This is a genomic window from Actinoplanes subglobosus (assembly GCF_042650585.1).
Taxonomy (GTDB): domain Bacteria; phylum Actinomycetota; class Actinomycetes; order Mycobacteriales; family Micromonosporaceae; genus Actinoplanes; species Actinoplanes subglobosus.
The window spans coordinates 621,284-635,336 of record NZ_JBHSBL010000024.1 but is presented as its reverse complement, the minus strand read 5'-3'; the positions used below and the strand labels follow the sequence as shown (position 1 = coordinate 635,336).

Genomic DNA, 14,053 nt, shown 5'->3' with positions numbered 1-14,053 from the left:
CCCCACCCGGACCTCGGAGAGGGCTCAGGGGAGGGTGACGACCACCTTGTCGGCGGCCCCCGGTGTGGCGGCGAGGGTCAACGCCCTTTCCACCTCGGCGTACGGCAGCACGTCGCTGACGATCAGGGCGTACCTCTCCCAGTGCTCGACGAGATCCCTGGTCACCTCGAAGATCTCCGTCGGGTAGCCCATCGCGAGAGCGATCGTGAGCTCGCTGGTCAGCAGCGACCCGAAGTCGACGGCGACCGGCTTCTTGTGCACCGCCACGATGCTGAGCCGCGCACCGTGCCGGGCCGTCGCCAGGACCGTCTCGATCACCGCGGGCGCGCCGGCCGCGTCCAGGTAGAGGTCGGTGGCCGGCTTGCCGTACCGCCCGAAATAGCGGGGCGCCTCGCCGTGCAGCTCCAGCAGCCGGGCCGCGACGTCCTCCTCCGCCGAGTTGATCACCGCGTCGGCGCCCACCAGCAGCGCCTTGGCCAGCCGGTTCGGGACCACGTCGACGACCACCACGTGGGCGGCTCCGCGCAGTTTCAGGCCGATCGCCGCGCCCAGCCCGATCGGGCCCGCGCCGAACACGACGGCGGTCTGGCCCGGCCGCGGTTCGAGACGGTTGACGGCGTGGGTGGCCACGGCCATCGGCTCGTTGAGGGCGGCCACCTCGAACGGGATGTGCTTCGGCACCGTCACCAGGTGGGTGCCGACCCGCGCGTCCCGGATCAGCACGAACTCGGAGAGCCCGCCCTGCTCGCCGCCACTGCCGATGATCCCGTCGGAGGACGCCATCGGGTTGATCACCACGTGGTCGCCGACGTCGAGTCCGGTCACGTCGGCACCGACGGCGGCGATCTCACCGGCCGGCTCGTGACCGAGCGGGGTGGCGCCCTGCCGGGGCGGGATGCCGCCGACCGAGATGTACAGGCTGTCGGAGCCGCAGATGCCGCAGGCTCGCATGCGCACCAGGACGTCGGCCGGGCCGACCTCGGGGACGGGCGCGTCGACGATCGTGGTCTGGCCCGGAGCGGTGACCATCACTGTTTTCATGAGCTGCACTAAATCGAATTAGTGGAGCGGTAGGGTATCGGGCGGAAGGGGGATGTCGTGCCGCGTACCCGAGTGACCCTGAAAGACGTCGCCGCCGCCAGCGGGGTCTCGCCGACCACCGCGAGTTTCGTCCTCAACCGGGTGACCGGGCAGACCATCCCGCCCGCCACGCAGGAGCGGGTCCGGCGGGCCGCGGCCGAGCTCGGCTACGTGCCGCACGGCAGCGCCCGGGCCCTGCGGGAGGGCAACTCGCGGCTCGTGCTGCTCAACGCCGGGCAGCTTCCCGTCGCCGGGAGCCTGCGCAGCTTCATCGACGGGCTCGACGGCGAGCTCACCGAGCACGGGCACACCCTGCTCGTGCGGCACGGGCCCACCGACGCGGCGTCGCTGCGTCGGGCGGTGCAGACCGCCGACCCGCGGGCCGTCATCGACCTGGCGCTGCTCTATGCGACGCCTGATCCCGGCCGGTTCGACGGCGGGTGGATCGACGGGCTGGCCGCGCACACGGCCACACAGATCGACCACCTCGCCGCGGCGGGTCACACCCGCATCGGGTTCGCCCCGCCGGCCGATCCGCGGCTCGAGCGGATCGGGCGGTTGCGGCTGGAGCAGGCCCGGGCGGTGGCCGCCACGCGGGGTCTCGCGGCGGTGTCGCCGTTCGATCTGGACCGGCCCGGGGAGGTCACCGCTGTAGCCGCGTTCGACGACGGGGTGGCACTCGCGCTGCTCAGCGCGATGGCCGACCGGGGGCTCAGCGCGCCGGGCGACCTCGCGGTGATCGGCTTCGACGACCTGGGGTACGGCGAGTGGTGGCGCCCCGCACTGACCACGGTGCGGATCGACGCCGCCGGGTACGGCCGGCGGGCCGCGCGGGCAGTCCTGGGGCTGCCCACCGACGACACTCCCCCGGCACCGTCGACCGTCGTCGTGCGGGCCACTGCCTAGGAGCGGACCCGCTTCCAGCGCGCCTGGTCGCCGTCGACCGAGCGGCACCGATACAGGCGGCCGTTCTTCCTGCCGATGCCGTAGGCACCTTCCGGGCTGCAGAAGGCGCCCGGGGTGATCCCCAGCCGGGTCGGATCGGACGTGGGCGTGGGCGTCTTCGGCGTCGACGTCTTCGGGACGACCGGTTTCGGCGCGGGCTTCGACGTGGTCTTCAGCGGTGCCGGTTTCGTGGTGGTCCGGGTCGGCACCGGGCTGGCCGATGGCGGCGCGGAAGACGGCGTCACCACTGCCCCCGCTTTGGGTGACGAGGTGATCTCGGTGGTCACCGAGGTCCCCCGGACGACCGGCAGCGCGGGATTCCCGGCCTCCTCGGACGCGGTCGCCGCCGCCCGGTTGGTGCCGGGTTCGTCGACGAGCAGCCCCAGCCCGAGGAAACCACCGCAGCACAGGGCCAGCACCGCCGCGGTGACCCCACCGAACAGCTTCCACCCGGCCGGCCGCTTGGACGGCGGCTGGTCATGGAGCGAGAGCAGTCCGAAGTTGGTCACCGGATCACCCTCTCGCCGTGACTGAACGTCGTCGATTCCACGAAAGGGTTGTTGCCAGTCGCTGTCCGGCCGGGCCACCCCGCCTTCCCGGAGACGGTCATCACCTGTTCGGCCAGCGAAAACGCACCGTGTGCCTACCCGTTCACGCGGCCGGACGGGAGGATGCTGAGCAGGTCCGCCCCGAATCCCCGTGCGGGGCGGGCACCCCTCCCCCTGCCAGGCAGCAACAGTTCCTCCCAGTCGCTGACCAGGGCGTTCTATCGTCGGCCGGTGAGTGTCAGAGACGAGATCCGCGACTTCCTGCTGTCCCGGCGCGCCCGGATCTCCCCCGAGCAGGCCGGACTCCCCCGGCACGGTGAGCGCCGCGTCGCCGGTCTGCGCCGCGAGGAGGTCGCCCAGCTGGCCGGGGTGAGCGTCGAGTACTACACCCGTCTCGAACGCGGCAACGCCCGCGGCTACTCCGACGACGTGCTCACCGCCGTGGCCCGGGCCCTGCACCTCGACGACGCCGAACGGGAGCACCTGCTCGACCTGGTCCACGCCGCGAACACCCGCGCCCGGGCGCCCCGCGACACCCGGGCGCTGCGGCCCGGCGTGCGATTGCTGCTCGACGCGATGACGGGCACTCCGGCGTACGTCGGGAACGACCGGCTCGACGTCCTCGCCGCCAACGGCCTGGGCCGGGCACTGTTCGCGCCGCTCTTCGACGGCCCGCACCAGCCGGTCAACCAGGCGCGGTACCTGTTCTGCGACCCGGGCGCCCGCGACTTCTTCCCCGAGTGGGAGGAGATGACGCACGACGCCGTCGCGGTGCTGCGCACGGCGACCGGCCGCAACCCGCACAACGAGGGGCTTTCCCTTCTGGTCAGCGAGTTGCTCACGGTCAGCGGCACGTTCCGGTCCCTCTGGCAGCTGTACGACGTACGCCATCGCCGGAGCGGCCGCAAGCAGTTCCGCCACCCCGTGGCCGGGCCGCTGACAGTGGACTTCGAGGCGATGACCCTGCTGTCGCATCCGGGGCTGCGCCTGTTCGCCGGAGTCGCCGACCCCGGCTCCCCGTCCGCCGCCGCCCTCCAGTTCCTCGCGAACTGGTCCGCCACCTCCCCCGAGCCCGCCGCCTCCGCCAAATCCGCCGCTTCCGCCGAGCCCGCCGCTTCCGCCGAGCCCGCCGCCTCCGCCGAGCCCGCCGCTTCCGCCGAGCCCGCCGCCTCCGCCGAGTCCGCCGCCCCGTCAGAGAAGGAGCACCGTTGAGCCGTACCGCCCTGCTGGTCATGGATGTCCAGCCCGCTGTGGTAGCCCGTTATCCGGACCCCGGATATCTGCCGCGTCTGCGCACCGCCGTCGACGCCGCCCGCGCCGCGTCGCTGCCGGTCGTCTTCGTCGGTGTCGGCTTCCGTGCCGGCGCGCCGGAGGTCGACCCGGCCAACCGCATGTTCGGTGGCCTGGCCGGCCGCGACCTGCCGGCGACCGGCACCGAGTTCCACCCGTCGGTGGCCCCGCTCCCCGCCGAGCCGGTGGTCACGAAGCGCCGGGTGTCCGCGTTCGCCGGCAGCGACCTGGACATGCTGCTGCGCGCCCAGCGCATCGACCACCTGATCCTGACCGGGATTGCGACCAGCGGAGTGGTCCTGTCCACGCTCCGTCAGGCGGCCGACCTCGATTACCGCCTGACGGTCCTGTCCGACGCCTGCCTCGACAACGACCCGCAGATCCACGAGGTCCTCACCGAGAAGGTCTTCCCGGCACAGGCCGACGTCCTCACCGTCGCCGACTGGCTCCGGCGGTAGGCGGTCACGGCCACAGGTACATGGTCACATCGGCGGGCTGGGCGTCAGGCGGTAGCAGAGTGGGCAGTGTGTGCCGGCTGGTTCCGCGACGGTATTCATCGGTCTCGCCCGGTGGCAGCGACTTCTCGATGTCCACCCAGTGGGCGCGGTCGACGAACCACCCGCCGATCAGTCGCCCGTCGGGAGAGCGGAACACCATGACATAACTCGGCCCGCTCAGGCGGGCCAGGCTGTGGTCCACATCGAAAGACACGTAATCCCAGTCGCCGTTCACGCCAGGCCGGAGCAGCAACTTGTCGATCCTTGCGCGCAACAGCACCGACGGCGTGGTCGGCTCGCCGTAGACGTACAGCACGATCCCCGCAACTCGGGCAGCCTCCTCGGCCGTGAACTGTTCGCCGTCCCCCAACTCGACGACCTGGCCCGGTGGCAGGTATGCCCATCCCGCGCTGAACACCGAAGCCCAGTCGTCCCGCTCGCTGGAACGCCATCCCCGGCCGCCGGAATCGACGAAACGGTACTGAACGTGGATCTTCATGGGCCGGTCCGTCTTGTTACGGAACACGGCCGCCGCGCCGACGACACGTTCGGTGGCGCTGGCGCCAGGCACCGAATAGGTCGAGAAGCCCCGGTCCTCGACCGCGACCCCGTCAGTGATGTCATCATGCAGCAGCGACGGGTCGGCGCTCGGCGAGGGTGATGGCGGAACGCTGTCGTCGGATCGCCCGGTGCAACCGGCGGCCGCACCAGCGGTCAGGATCGCACCGAGCACCACGGCAAGCATGCACCTCCGTGAAGATCGCGAGCCGCTCACCGTTGCCTGTCCTTGTGTTTCAGGAACAGCTCGTGCCGCAGTGCCGCATGCGCCCGCCGATGGTCGGCTCGCAGGTCCGACATCGCGGCATGAGCAATCTGAAGGAACATCCGCTCATCCCGGCCATCCAACGTGTCAGGCGCGATACTCACGACGTAGTCGGTGAGGGCGACCGCTGTCACCCGGATCTCCCCGCCCGGCGAGCTGCCATGTGCGATCAGCTTCGCGGCCCGCTCGAGGTACTCACGGTGCCGGGACGAAAACGGTGGCCGCACGGTGCTGTATCGCTCGAAACCGTGGGCGAGCATGACCGCCCGCCGGGCCTTCTGATAGGTCGCAGCCATCAATGTCGCCCCTCGGCCCAGTTGATGTGCCAGCGCCTCGGCGTCACGATGGCGATAGTAGCCCTCGTAACTGTCGTGAACGAAACAGAGCGTGACGTGCTCCAGCGACTCCACCCGCCCCTCTATACGCCCGTCGGGTGAGGTCGCCGTGACTGCTATCGCCCCGAGGTCATCGGCGATGGCGCCCATCCGGTCACCTCCGATGTACATCAGTAGTCCGGGGAATGCGCCGGATCAGGGTTCGCGGAGCCCATGAAGGGTCGTTCGAGGCTCGTGGTGTCCACGCCCAACCGCTTCGATCGGAACGCCTCCAGCGCCGGAACGCTGACCCGCCCGCCACCGCCGGCCTTTCCGAGAAGGACGGCACCATTCACCACCCTGCTGTGGAAGCTGTCAACGATGTCGTGCAGTTCTCGCTCCGACGCCTCGAATTGCCGGCGCAGCCCCTCGGTAGCGTCGAGAATGCTCTGCCAGATCGCGGCGACGCTGTCACCCCCGATGTCCGAGTCCCGGGGAGCATCCGGTTCGTACATGTCCTTGCCGACTCCGAGGCCGGCCGTTCCGACGGCGGCAACGACCGAGGTGACGGCCATTCCGGCGGCGCCCGCACCGGCGGACAGGACGCCCAGCACACCGATGGCGATGTTGAAAGTGAGGTTCTTGCTGTCGGTCGATCCGCACATCGACGACGGGTCGTAGGCGGCGATCACCTCCTCCGCAAGGCCGACCAGCTTGACTACGTCGTTCTGCGCCTGCCTGACCTGTTCCTGGTAGCCCCGCAGGACCAGCCAGAGCAACGCGATGGTATTGGCCTGGAGGAACACCATGCCGCCCCACCGGTCGAGATATCCGCTGCGGACGGCGTCGATGGTCGCGCCACGCCACCCGGCCTGGTTGGTGCGGAAATCCGTCATGAAGTCCGGGATCAGAGCACCGAGGCTGAACGCCTCGGCGTCCTCGAGACTGGTGACCCCGGTGTTGGTGAGCCGGTGATGGGCACTGGCGAGCGCCTCGATCGCCGGGTCGAACGACGACGGGACCGGAAGCTCCATGTAAGGACCCCAGATCTCCTTGGCCTTCTCGCCTGCATAGTTCCGGACGGTGACGTCGCTGACGTACGGGATCCCGGTGACCTGGACGAACTCCTCCAGAGCGTCGGTGTCACCGTCGCGGGTCATGATCCGGTGAACGAGCGTGTTGACGAGACTGCTGATCGCGAGTTCGAGACTCTGCGGGAACTCCGGCACCGTGGGACCTCCTGCTATCTCGGGTAGGACCCGCCGTCGTAGCCGACCGTCCACTCGTCATTGGCGGGAGAGTGATCGCCCTGCACCCGGTGACGGACGTCCAGCATCTCGGCGGCGGCGACGGCATCCTCGTACGCGAATCGGTTGAGCGCGGACTCGAGCCCTTGGGACAACTCCCACAGGTTCTCCCCGGTCTCGCCGGCGGCGGCCCACACGACGTCACGCAGTTGCGTCCAGCTTCCCTTGAGAGTCGGCGGCCCGAAGTAGCCGGGCCGGTCGAGCGTCTCGTCGTAGCTCGCAGTGGTCTCGCAGGCGTTGCGGATCTGGGCATACTCGTCGGCCAGGCGCGGCAGGTCGATCCGGGCAGCTTGGCGCAGCCGTTCGAGCGGCCCCCCGAACACGACCCCCTGCATCTCATCACCCATGCTCGATCAGCTCCCCCGCGTCGCCGGACTACGAAACTAGCAACGCTCTTCGATGCGGATCGGGTTCGATGCGGTGTCGGGAATCCGCACATGGTGAGACGGCGTGGCGCGAAGGGGTGTCCGCGCGCCGATGGACAGACCCCTAGCGGGCGACAACGGCGTGTTAAACATCCGGAAATTTCGGGTGAAGTCGCATTCTTCGGTCGTGTTGTACAAGTCGCCGGAGCAGAAGATCCGGACCCGTGTCGTTCGCCGGACCGCCGTCACCGTCCGGCCGCCGCAGTCCCCGCGACGGCGGGACACCACCGTCCAGATGATCCAGACGGGCGCGAACGTCCTGCTGCTCGGTCTCGCCTTCCTGACCTATCACGACCAGCAGGATCTGATGCGGGACCAGCTGAAACTGAACGCACGCGCCCTGGAGCGGACCGAACAGCGCCACGCCGCCGAGGTGACCTACTGGGAGGCCGCCACCTATCCGAAGATCGCGGACCCGCGGGAACGCGTCACCCTCACCATGGTCCGCAACATGTCGGCCAAGCCGGTGACCGACGTGGTGCTGCTGCAGGAGGGCGGCGAGAACTCCTTCGCACCGCAGGTCTACATCCGGATGATCCCGCCCTGCACCGAGATGAAGGTCTGGGTGCAGCGGGGCCACCTCTACGACGCCTGGCAGCGGGTCGGCCGGTCGATGCGGTTCGGCGACCTCGGCTTCTGGCACACCGCGCGGATGGACTTCGTCGTCGGCGGCAAACGCTGGGAGGCGACCGACCGCTCGCTGACGCCCCGGCCGGCCCGCTCCTACGACACCTGGACGCCACCGGAGATCGCCGCGGCCCGGATGGTCCGCGACGCCCAGGTGACGGTGACCCCGGAGTGCGGCGACGGCGAGTGACGCCGGGTGCCCCGCTACGATCTGCGCCGTGAGCAACCCGATCAGACCCCTGCGCTGGTACGCCGTCCTGGCCATCCTCTTCTTCGGCATCCTGCCGGCAGTCCTGGTGTCCCTGCTGGTGGCCGGCGGCGACACACCGTGGCAGGTCGGGTTGCTGCTGGTCGGCGGGATCCCGCTGGTGCTGTGCGCGATCATCCTCGCCGTGCGTGGTTTCGGTGCCGCCGAGCCGGAGGTCGCCGAGCAGTTGCTGAAGAGGAGCATGGCGTTCGTCGCCGGCGCGGACGTCCTGCTCCTGGGTGGCAACGCACTCATCCGGATGGCCACCGGGGCATAGTCCCGGCGACCGAACCGCAACGCCTCCGCCCCCGGGCGAGTCCTGCCCTCCGGGTGACCGGACGCCGATCAGTAGGCCATTCCGCATCCGCGAGAGAGGCCTACACAGAAATGCGCAGCGCTCGTCTCCGCGCGGCCGTCCTGGCGTCCGCGCTCACCCTCGGCGTGGTGTCCTCGACCGTGGTGCCGGCCGCGGCCGACTCCCGGACCGGGGTGTCGGCGGCGGCCCTGCCGACCCTCGCGGGCCGGCTCGCGGCGGTGCGCGTGGCGAAGAGCCTCAACTACTACCCGTCGAACGCCGCCTGGTCGTCGATGTGGACCGACTTCGACGCCAAGCGGATCGACGCGGACCTGGCCAAGGCGGCCAAGCTCGGCGCGGACAACGTGCGGGTCATCGTCTTCCCGCAGGCTTTCGGTTACCCCAAACCCCTGAGTGGGTACGCCGAGCGCCTCAGCACCTTCATCGGCTTGGCCGCGAAGAACGGGATGACGGTCAAGCTGACCCTGTTCGACTGGTGGGACGGCTACTCCGAGATCGCCCGGAGCACCAACTGGGCCCGGTCGGTGCTCGCGCCGTACGCCAACGATCCCCGCGTGATCGCGGTCGAGCTGAAGAACGAGTTCCAGCCGGACGACGCCGGGGCCGTGAACTGGGTGCGCAAGCTGATCCCGGTGGTCCGTGCGGCCGCTCCGTCGATGCCGCTGACCCTGTCGGTCGACGGCCAGACCGGCGCCCCCGGCATGGCGAAGATCAAGAAAGCGCTGGCCGGCACGCCGCTGGACTACTACGACTTCCATTTCTACGGCAGTTCCGAGCGGGCGCTCGCGGAGATCCGCAAGGCGCAGGCCGCTGTCGCGCCGTCCCCGATCGTGATCGGCGAGACCGGTCTGAGCACCGCCGCCGACAGTGAGGGCGAGCAGGCCGCATTCCTGGCCCGGGTGTTCCGGGCGGCCCGGGAGGCCGGGGTCGGCTCGGTCTCGCCGTGGACGTTCACCGACTTCATCTCCGGGGCGATCCCGGACCACTCGGCGGTGTCGGAGAAGCCGGCCCAGTACAAGTTCGGCCTGCACCACATCGACGGGTCGCCGAAGGCGGCGGCCGGTGTCGTCCGCGACGCGTGGACCACCGGGGCCACCCCGAACTCGGTGCTGAACCTGAGTTTCGAAGCCGACCTCCCGGACTCGCCGTGGCGGCGGAACCTGCCCCGGGCCGGCGGTGGCACGGTCGCCACCGGCACGGCCCGCACCGGGAAGGCGGCCGCCCGGTTCTCCGGCACCACCCGCACCCCGGCGGGGCTGCCGTCGCTGGTCACCTCTCCGATCACCCCGGTGCAGGCCGGTCACCGGTGGCGGGCCGAGGCGTACGCCCGTGGCGCGTCCGCGACCGGTATCACCGAGATCACGCTGAGCTGGTTCGACGCCAACGGCCGGTGGATCAGCCAGCACAGCTCGAACCGGCTGCCCAATGGCACCACCTCCTGGACGAAACTGGCCGTCGAGACGGTGGCCCCGCCCGGCGCCGCCGGTGTCCAACTGCACCTGAAATCGGGCGACAACCGCGGCACGGTCTGGTTCGACGACGTCGCCGTCTCCTGAGCCGGGGTTCGTCCTGAAGGTATAGAAAACGGCCAGGGCCCGGTCAGAGTCCGGCCGGGCAGGAATCCGCATCATCCGCCGCACCCGTCTTCCGCTGTGAACAACGGCGAGAAGAGGTGGGCGATGCGGGAGACGGCGACGGCGATCGGGACCGGCCGGGCGGTGGACCTGGCACTACGGGAGGCCGGCGGCGGCCGGATGGCCGGTGTGCGGATCGCGTACGAGTTCGGCCGCCAGGTGCATCTGGTGCAGTTCGTGCGCGGCACCTGGCTGTGCACGGCCTCGGTGGACGCGGCGACCGGGGAGGTCACCGGCATCCTCGACGACGGCCTGCGGGTGCCGGAGACTCCGCCGCCCGCCCATCCGGGGCGTGCGGTGACGGCCCGGATCACCTGCCGGACCGTCCGGGACATCACGATGGACTTCGACGACCGGGCGACCGCATGGGTGGCGACCGATGCCGGGGTCGGTGTGGTGCGGCTGCGCCGGGACATCGGGTGGACCCTGACGGTCCAGGACCATCACACACCGGGCTTCGGGGAGGTACGGCATCTGGCGGCCGTCCCCGGCGGGGTGGTCGCGGCCACCGCCGGCGGGCGGGTGTTCCGGATCGACACGGTCGGCCGGCTGTGCTGGAGCATGCCACTGCCCGGCACCGCGTCGGGGCTGGCCGTCGACGGTCCCGGCGAGCGGGTGCTGGTGGCCACCGGTGCCGGGGCCGTCGAGCTCGACGCCCGCACGGGACGGTTCCGCGACATCCTCGGGACCACGGCGCGCGTGGTGGCGTACCACAGCAGGGGTGAAAGGGTCGTCGCGACGCATCGCGGGAGCGTCTCGGTGACCGGGACCGACGGCGTCGTCGCGTGGGTGTGGGAGCAGGGCGAACGTCCGGAGCGGATGTGGGCGCGGGATGGGCGCGTCTATCTGGCCGGTGAGGGCGGCCTGAAGGAGATCGTGCCCGGTGAGGGTGTGGTGGCGCGCTGGTCGTCGCCGGGCACGGCGGCCGCCGGACACGCGGTGATCGCCGGCGCCGGGGTGTTCACCTGCTCGGACGGCACGATGGACCGGCACGACTACGCGACCGCCGCCTACCACGGACCGGTGCGGGGCCTGCCGTCGTGCCCGGACGCGGCGGCCGAGATCGAGGGCGAGCACCGGCCGTGGCTGCTCACCGGGCACCGCGACGGACTGCTCACCGCCCGTCCGCTATGACGGCACCACCAGCCGGAACCCGACGCCGCGCCGGTTCTCGATCCACGCCGGGTCGCCGAGTTTGCGGCGCAGCGTCGCCACGTGGAAGTCGAGGGTCTTCCCTCGGCCGAAGAAGTTCGGCTCCCACACCGTCTCCAGGATGCGGCGGCGGTCCACCACCGCGCCCGGGTCGGCGGCGAGCAGCGCCAGCAGCTGGAACTCCTTCGGCGTCAGCGGCAGCAGCTCGCCGTGCAGCCAGGCCTGCTTGGTGCGGTCGTCGACGGTCAGCGGGCCCAGGGCGGGCGCCGCCGGTTCCGGGGCCGGGCGGGTGCGGCGGCCGATCGCGCGCATCCGGGCCACCAGCTCCCGCGTCGAGAACGGCTTTGCCATGTAGTCGTCGGCGCCGATCTCCAGGCCCAGCACCCGGTCGGTCTCGTCGCCACGGGCCGTCAACATGATGATCGGCACGTCGCTGACCTGCCGCATCCGCCGACACACGTCGATACCGTCGATGTCCGGCAGGCCCAGATCCAGCAGCACGAAGTCGCCCGGCTCGGCGGCCAGCGCCGCGGCACCCGTCACGACCCGGCTCGTCGTGATCCCGTACCGGCTCAGGCCCTCGGCCAACGGCTCGGCAATCGACTCGTCGTCCTCCACCAGCAGCACTCGCATACCCACGGATACGGAGCGGCGCGCCTCATGGTTGAACCCGAACGGCCTGGTCGAACGTAGCGATGCCCGTGATCCGTCGTCTGCTGCTGACATACCTCACCCTGGCCCTCGTGGTGCTGGCCGGCCTCGCGCTGCCGTTCGGGTACGTCTACCAGCGCGCCGAACAGCAGCACGCACTCACCCAGCTCGAACACGACGCCGAGACGCTCGCCGCGTTCATCGACACCGCCCAGCAGATCGACGACGACACCCAGGTCGAGACCCTGGTCCGGGACGCCGCCCGCCGCTGGGACGCCCGGATCGAGATGACCGGCGACAGCCCCCGCCACACGCTGGTGGTCAGCGAGATCAGCGGCGGAACCATGTCGGTCGAAGTCCCGGTGCACCCCGGCGAACCGTTGCAGGGCACCCTGCGTGTCACCGTCTCCAGTTCGTCGGTGACCGCGAGCATCAGCCAGTTCCGGATCGTGCTGGTCGGCGTCGGCATCGCGGTGCTGATGTGCAGCGCCCTCATCGCGCTGGCCCTGGCCCGCTGGATCGGGCGGCCGGTCCGCGACCTGGAACGCGCCACCCGCAGCCTCGCCGACGGCGCCGCCACCCCCGCCTCCACCACCAACGGGCCGCCGGAGCTGCGGCGGCTCGCCGTCACGTTCAACACCACCGCGGCCCGGCTGCAGGAGCTGATCGCCGCGCAACGATCGTTCCTCGCGCACGCGTCGCATCAGCTCAAAACCCCGCTGACCGCGCTGCGGCTACGACTGGAGAACCTGGAACCGGACGTCGCCGCGGAGGCCGGCAACAACCTACGGGCCGCCGTCGTCGAGACCGATCGGCTCGCCGGCATGGTCGACACCCTGCTGGCGATGACGCGTACCGAACATCGTGCCCTGCCACCCGAACCGGCGCCGGTCGCCGCCCTCGTCCGGGACCGGCTCGCCGTCTGGCGCCCGGTCGCCGACGAACGCGGAGCCACCCTCGTCGCCGACGGCCCCGACAGCGCCGTCGCCCGGGCCGTCCCCGGCTCACTCGAACAGATCCTCGACAACCTGCTCGACAACGCGCTCACCGTCGCGCCGGCCGGCAGCATCGTGACCGTGACCTGGCAGGACGACGGCGACACGGTGGACCTGCACGTCGTCGACGCGGGACCCGGCCTCACCGGCGAACAGCGCGGTCAGGCGCTCCAGGCGTTCTGGCGGGCACCCGACGCACCCAAGGGCGGGACCGGGCTCGGGCTGGCACTGGTCGACAAACTCGCCGCGGCCAGCGGCGGGCGGATCCGGCTCGACGCGGCCACACCGACCGGCCTCGACGCGACGGTCACCCTGCCAGCAGCGCACGCAGGAGTCTGACCAGGGCCGGAACCGCCGGATGGGTGGGCGGCAGCCGCCACGCCACGTGCAGATGCAACGGCGGGGCGTCGGTCAGGGGCACGTAGGCGACCGCCGGATGCGGATACATCGCGGCCGTGGCGACACTCGTCACCCCGGCCGCTCGTCCGGCGGTGATCGCGGCCAGCCAGTCGTCGGTGTTCGCCACCTCCACCGTCGCGGGCGGTGCGGCGTGCGGTGGCCACAGGTCCAGGCTCGTCGTACCGGTCACCGTGTTGATCGCGATCGGCAGGACCGTCAGGTCGGCCAGGGTCAGGCGCGGGCGCCGGGCCAGGTCGCCGTCGGCCGGGACCGCCGCCAGCCGGGCCTCGCTGAGCAGGCACTCGGTGTGCACACCGGCGATCTCCCCCGGGTCGCGCAGCACCGCCGCGTCGGTCCGCCCGTCGGACAGCCCGGCGGTGCGGTCGTCGATCCGCAGCAGCCGCAACGGCACGTCCGGATAGGCCTCGTCCCACGCCCGCAACAACGCGCCGGTGTGCTCCCCCAGCGCCGACCAGGCATGACCCAGCCGCAGCGGCCACGTGCCGGCCCGCGCCGGATCGAGAACCTCATCGACCGCGGCGACGGCGGCAGCCGCCCGATCCCGGAACGCCACACCCGCCGGCGTCAGCTCCAGATGATGCGTGGAACGGTCCGCCAGCGTCACACCGAGATGGGTCTCCAGCTGCCGCAACGTCCGCGACAGGGCGGGCTGCGTGACGTGCAGCCGCGCCGCCGCGCGAGTGATGCCACCCTCCGCCGCGATCGCCAGGAAGGCCCGCAGGTGACGCAGGTCCACGGTCATAACCGGAGAGCATAACCAAAGTTCAAAACCGCATTTCCGG

At 71.0% G+C, this 14,053-nt stretch carries 16 protein-coding genes; 8 read left to right on the top strand and 8 right to left on the bottom strand.

What is annotated here, in order from left to right; genetic code table 11:
* Positions 1-24 precede the first annotated feature (24 nt).
* Positions 25-1,041, bottom strand: a complete 1,017-nt coding sequence (locus ACFO0C_RS37100; protein ID WP_378071456.1) for a zinc-dependent alcohol dehydrogenase — start codon at positions 1,039-1,041, stop codon at positions 25-27.
* 57 nt (positions 1,042-1,098) lie between these two features.
* Here ACFO0C_RS37100 and ACFO0C_RS37095 point away from each other — a divergent pair, with 57 nt between their 5' ends.
* Positions 1,099-1,986, top strand: a complete 888-nt coding sequence (locus tag ACFO0C_RS37095) for a LacI family DNA-binding transcriptional regulator (RefSeq protein ID WP_378071455.1) — start codon at positions 1,099-1,101, stop codon at positions 1,984-1,986.
* On the opposite strand, the gene ACFO0C_RS37090 is transcribed toward ACFO0C_RS37095, so the two are convergent.
* Entirely contained in the window at positions 1,983-2,534 is a 552-nt protein-coding gene (locus tag ACFO0C_RS37090; RefSeq protein ID WP_378071454.1) for a hypothetical protein, read from the bottom strand. The two genes, ACFO0C_RS37095 and ACFO0C_RS37090, sit on opposite strands and share 4 nt — an antisense overlap.
* 270 nt (positions 2,535-2,804) lie before the next feature.
* Between ACFO0C_RS37090 and ACFO0C_RS37085 the strand changes: the two genes are divergently transcribed.
* Together ACFO0C_RS37085 and ACFO0C_RS37080 are read left to right on the top strand one after the other, a co-directional pair.
* Complete coding sequence (locus ACFO0C_RS37085) at positions 2,805-3,785, top strand: helix-turn-helix domain-containing protein (protein WP_378071453.1); 981 nt, start codon at positions 2,805-2,807, stop codon at positions 3,783-3,785.
* Positions 3,782-4,321, top strand: coding sequence for a cysteine hydrolase family protein (locus ACFO0C_RS37080; RefSeq protein ID WP_378071452.1), 540 nt, complete (start codon positions 3,782-3,784; stop codon positions 4,319-4,321). The genes ACFO0C_RS37085 and ACFO0C_RS37080 overlap by 4 nt, the downstream gene beginning before the upstream one ends.
* A gap of 4 nt (positions 4,322-4,325) precedes the next feature.
* Here ACFO0C_RS37080 and ACFO0C_RS37075 read toward each other — a convergent pair whose 3' ends face one another.
* The 4 genes from ACFO0C_RS37075 to ACFO0C_RS37060 are packed head-to-tail and all read right to left on the bottom strand — an operon-like array spanning position 4,326 to position 7,151.
* Positions 4,326-5,105, bottom strand: coding sequence for a hypothetical protein (locus ACFO0C_RS37075; protein WP_378071451.1), 780 nt, complete (start codon positions 5,103-5,105; stop codon positions 4,326-4,328).
* Between the two features lie 26 nt (positions 5,106-5,131).
* Positions 5,132-5,668, bottom strand: coding sequence for a hypothetical protein (locus tag ACFO0C_RS37070; protein WP_378071450.1), 537 nt, complete (start codon positions 5,666-5,668; stop codon positions 5,132-5,134).
* Positions 5,669-5,688: 20 nt separating this feature from the next.
* Positions 5,689-6,726: a hypothetical protein gene (locus ACFO0C_RS37065; protein WP_378071449.1), complete on the bottom strand. Its 1,038-nt coding sequence runs from the start codon at positions 6,724-6,726 to the stop codon at positions 5,689-5,691.
* A 14-nt stretch (positions 6,727-6,740) separates the two neighbouring features.
* Positions 6,741-7,151, bottom strand: coding sequence for a hypothetical protein (locus tag ACFO0C_RS37060; protein WP_378071448.1), 411 nt, complete (start codon positions 7,149-7,151; stop codon positions 6,741-6,743).
* A gap of 205 nt (positions 7,152-7,356) precedes the next feature.
* Between ACFO0C_RS37060 and ACFO0C_RS37055 the strand changes: the two genes are divergently transcribed.
* The 4 genes from ACFO0C_RS37055 to ACFO0C_RS37040 all read left to right on the top strand — a co-directional run bounded on the left by ACFO0C_RS37055 (position 7,357) and on the right by ACFO0C_RS37040 (position 11,187).
* Positions 7,357-8,046, top strand: coding sequence for a hypothetical protein (locus ACFO0C_RS37055; RefSeq protein ID WP_378071447.1), 690 nt, complete (start codon positions 7,357-7,359; stop codon positions 8,044-8,046).
* A gap of 28 nt (positions 8,047-8,074) precedes the next feature.
* Complete coding sequence (locus tag ACFO0C_RS37050; protein ID WP_378071446.1) at positions 8,075-8,380, top strand: hypothetical protein; 306 nt, start codon at positions 8,075-8,077, stop codon at positions 8,378-8,380.
* Positions 8,381-8,490: 110 nt separating this feature from the next.
* Positions 8,491-9,975 (top strand): cellulase family glycosylhydrolase, encoded by a 1,485-nt coding sequence (locus ACFO0C_RS37045; RefSeq protein ID WP_378071445.1) that lies wholly within the window; start codon positions 8,491-8,493, stop codon positions 9,973-9,975.
* 123 nt (positions 9,976-10,098) lie between these two features.
* Entirely contained in the window at positions 10,099-11,187 is a 1,089-nt protein-coding gene (locus tag ACFO0C_RS37040) for a YncE family protein (protein WP_378071444.1), read from the top strand.
* On the opposite strand, the gene ACFO0C_RS37035 is transcribed toward ACFO0C_RS37040, so the two are convergent.
* Positions 11,182-11,838: a response regulator transcription factor gene (locus ACFO0C_RS37035; RefSeq protein WP_378071443.1), complete on the bottom strand. Its 657-nt coding sequence runs from the start codon at positions 11,836-11,838 to the stop codon at positions 11,182-11,184. The genes ACFO0C_RS37040 and ACFO0C_RS37035 overlap by 6 nt on opposite strands.
* 62 nt (positions 11,839-11,900) lie before the next feature.
* Between ACFO0C_RS37035 and ACFO0C_RS37030 the strand changes: the two genes are divergently transcribed.
* Complete coding sequence (locus tag ACFO0C_RS37030; protein ID WP_378071442.1) at positions 11,901-13,190, top strand: sensor histidine kinase; 1,290 nt, start codon at positions 11,901-11,903, stop codon at positions 13,188-13,190.
* On the opposite strand, the gene ACFO0C_RS37025 is transcribed toward ACFO0C_RS37030, so the two are convergent.
* Entirely contained in the window at positions 13,159-14,013 is an 855-nt protein-coding gene (locus ACFO0C_RS37025) for a LysR family transcriptional regulator (RefSeq protein WP_378071441.1), read from the bottom strand. The two genes, ACFO0C_RS37030 and ACFO0C_RS37025, sit on opposite strands and share 32 nt — an antisense overlap.
* Between the last annotated feature and the right edge of the window lie 40 nt (positions 14,014-14,053).

Bases quoted from the DNA above. Each gene is read 5' to 3' on its own strand.
- ACFO0C_RS37025 (WP_378071441.1), bottom strand. From the start codon at position 14,013: ATGACCGTGGACCTGCGTCACCTGCGGGCCTTCCTGGCGATCGCGGCG.
- ACFO0C_RS37040 (WP_378071444.1), top strand. From the start codon at position 10,099: ATGCGGGAGACGGCGACGGCGATCGGGACCGGCCGGGCGGTGGACCTG.
- ACFO0C_RS37030 (WP_378071442.1), top strand. From the start codon at position 11,901: ATGCCCGTGATCCGTCGTCTGCTGCTGACATACCTCACCCTGGCCCTC.
- ACFO0C_RS37070 (WP_378071450.1), bottom strand. From the start codon at position 5,668: ATGGGCGCCATCGCCGATGACCTCGGGGCGATAGCAGTCACGGCGACC.
- ACFO0C_RS37045 (WP_378071445.1), top strand. From the start codon at position 8,491: ATGCGCAGCGCTCGTCTCCGCGCGGCCGTCCTGGCGTCCGCGCTCACC.
- ACFO0C_RS37100 (WP_378071456.1), bottom strand. From the start codon at position 1,041: ATGAAAACAGTGATGGTCACCGCTCCGGGCCAGACCACGATCGTCGAC.
- ACFO0C_RS37035 (WP_378071443.1), bottom strand. From the start codon at position 11,838: ATGCGAGTGCTGCTGGTGGAGGACGACGAGTCGATTGCCGAGCCGTTG.
- ACFO0C_RS37075 (WP_378071451.1), bottom strand. From the start codon at position 5,105: ATGCTTGCCGTGGTGCTCGGTGCGATCCTGACCGCTGGTGCGGCCGCC.
- ACFO0C_RS37060 (WP_378071448.1), bottom strand. From the start codon at position 7,151: ATGGGTGATGAGATGCAGGGGGTCGTGTTCGGGGGGCCGCTCGAACGG.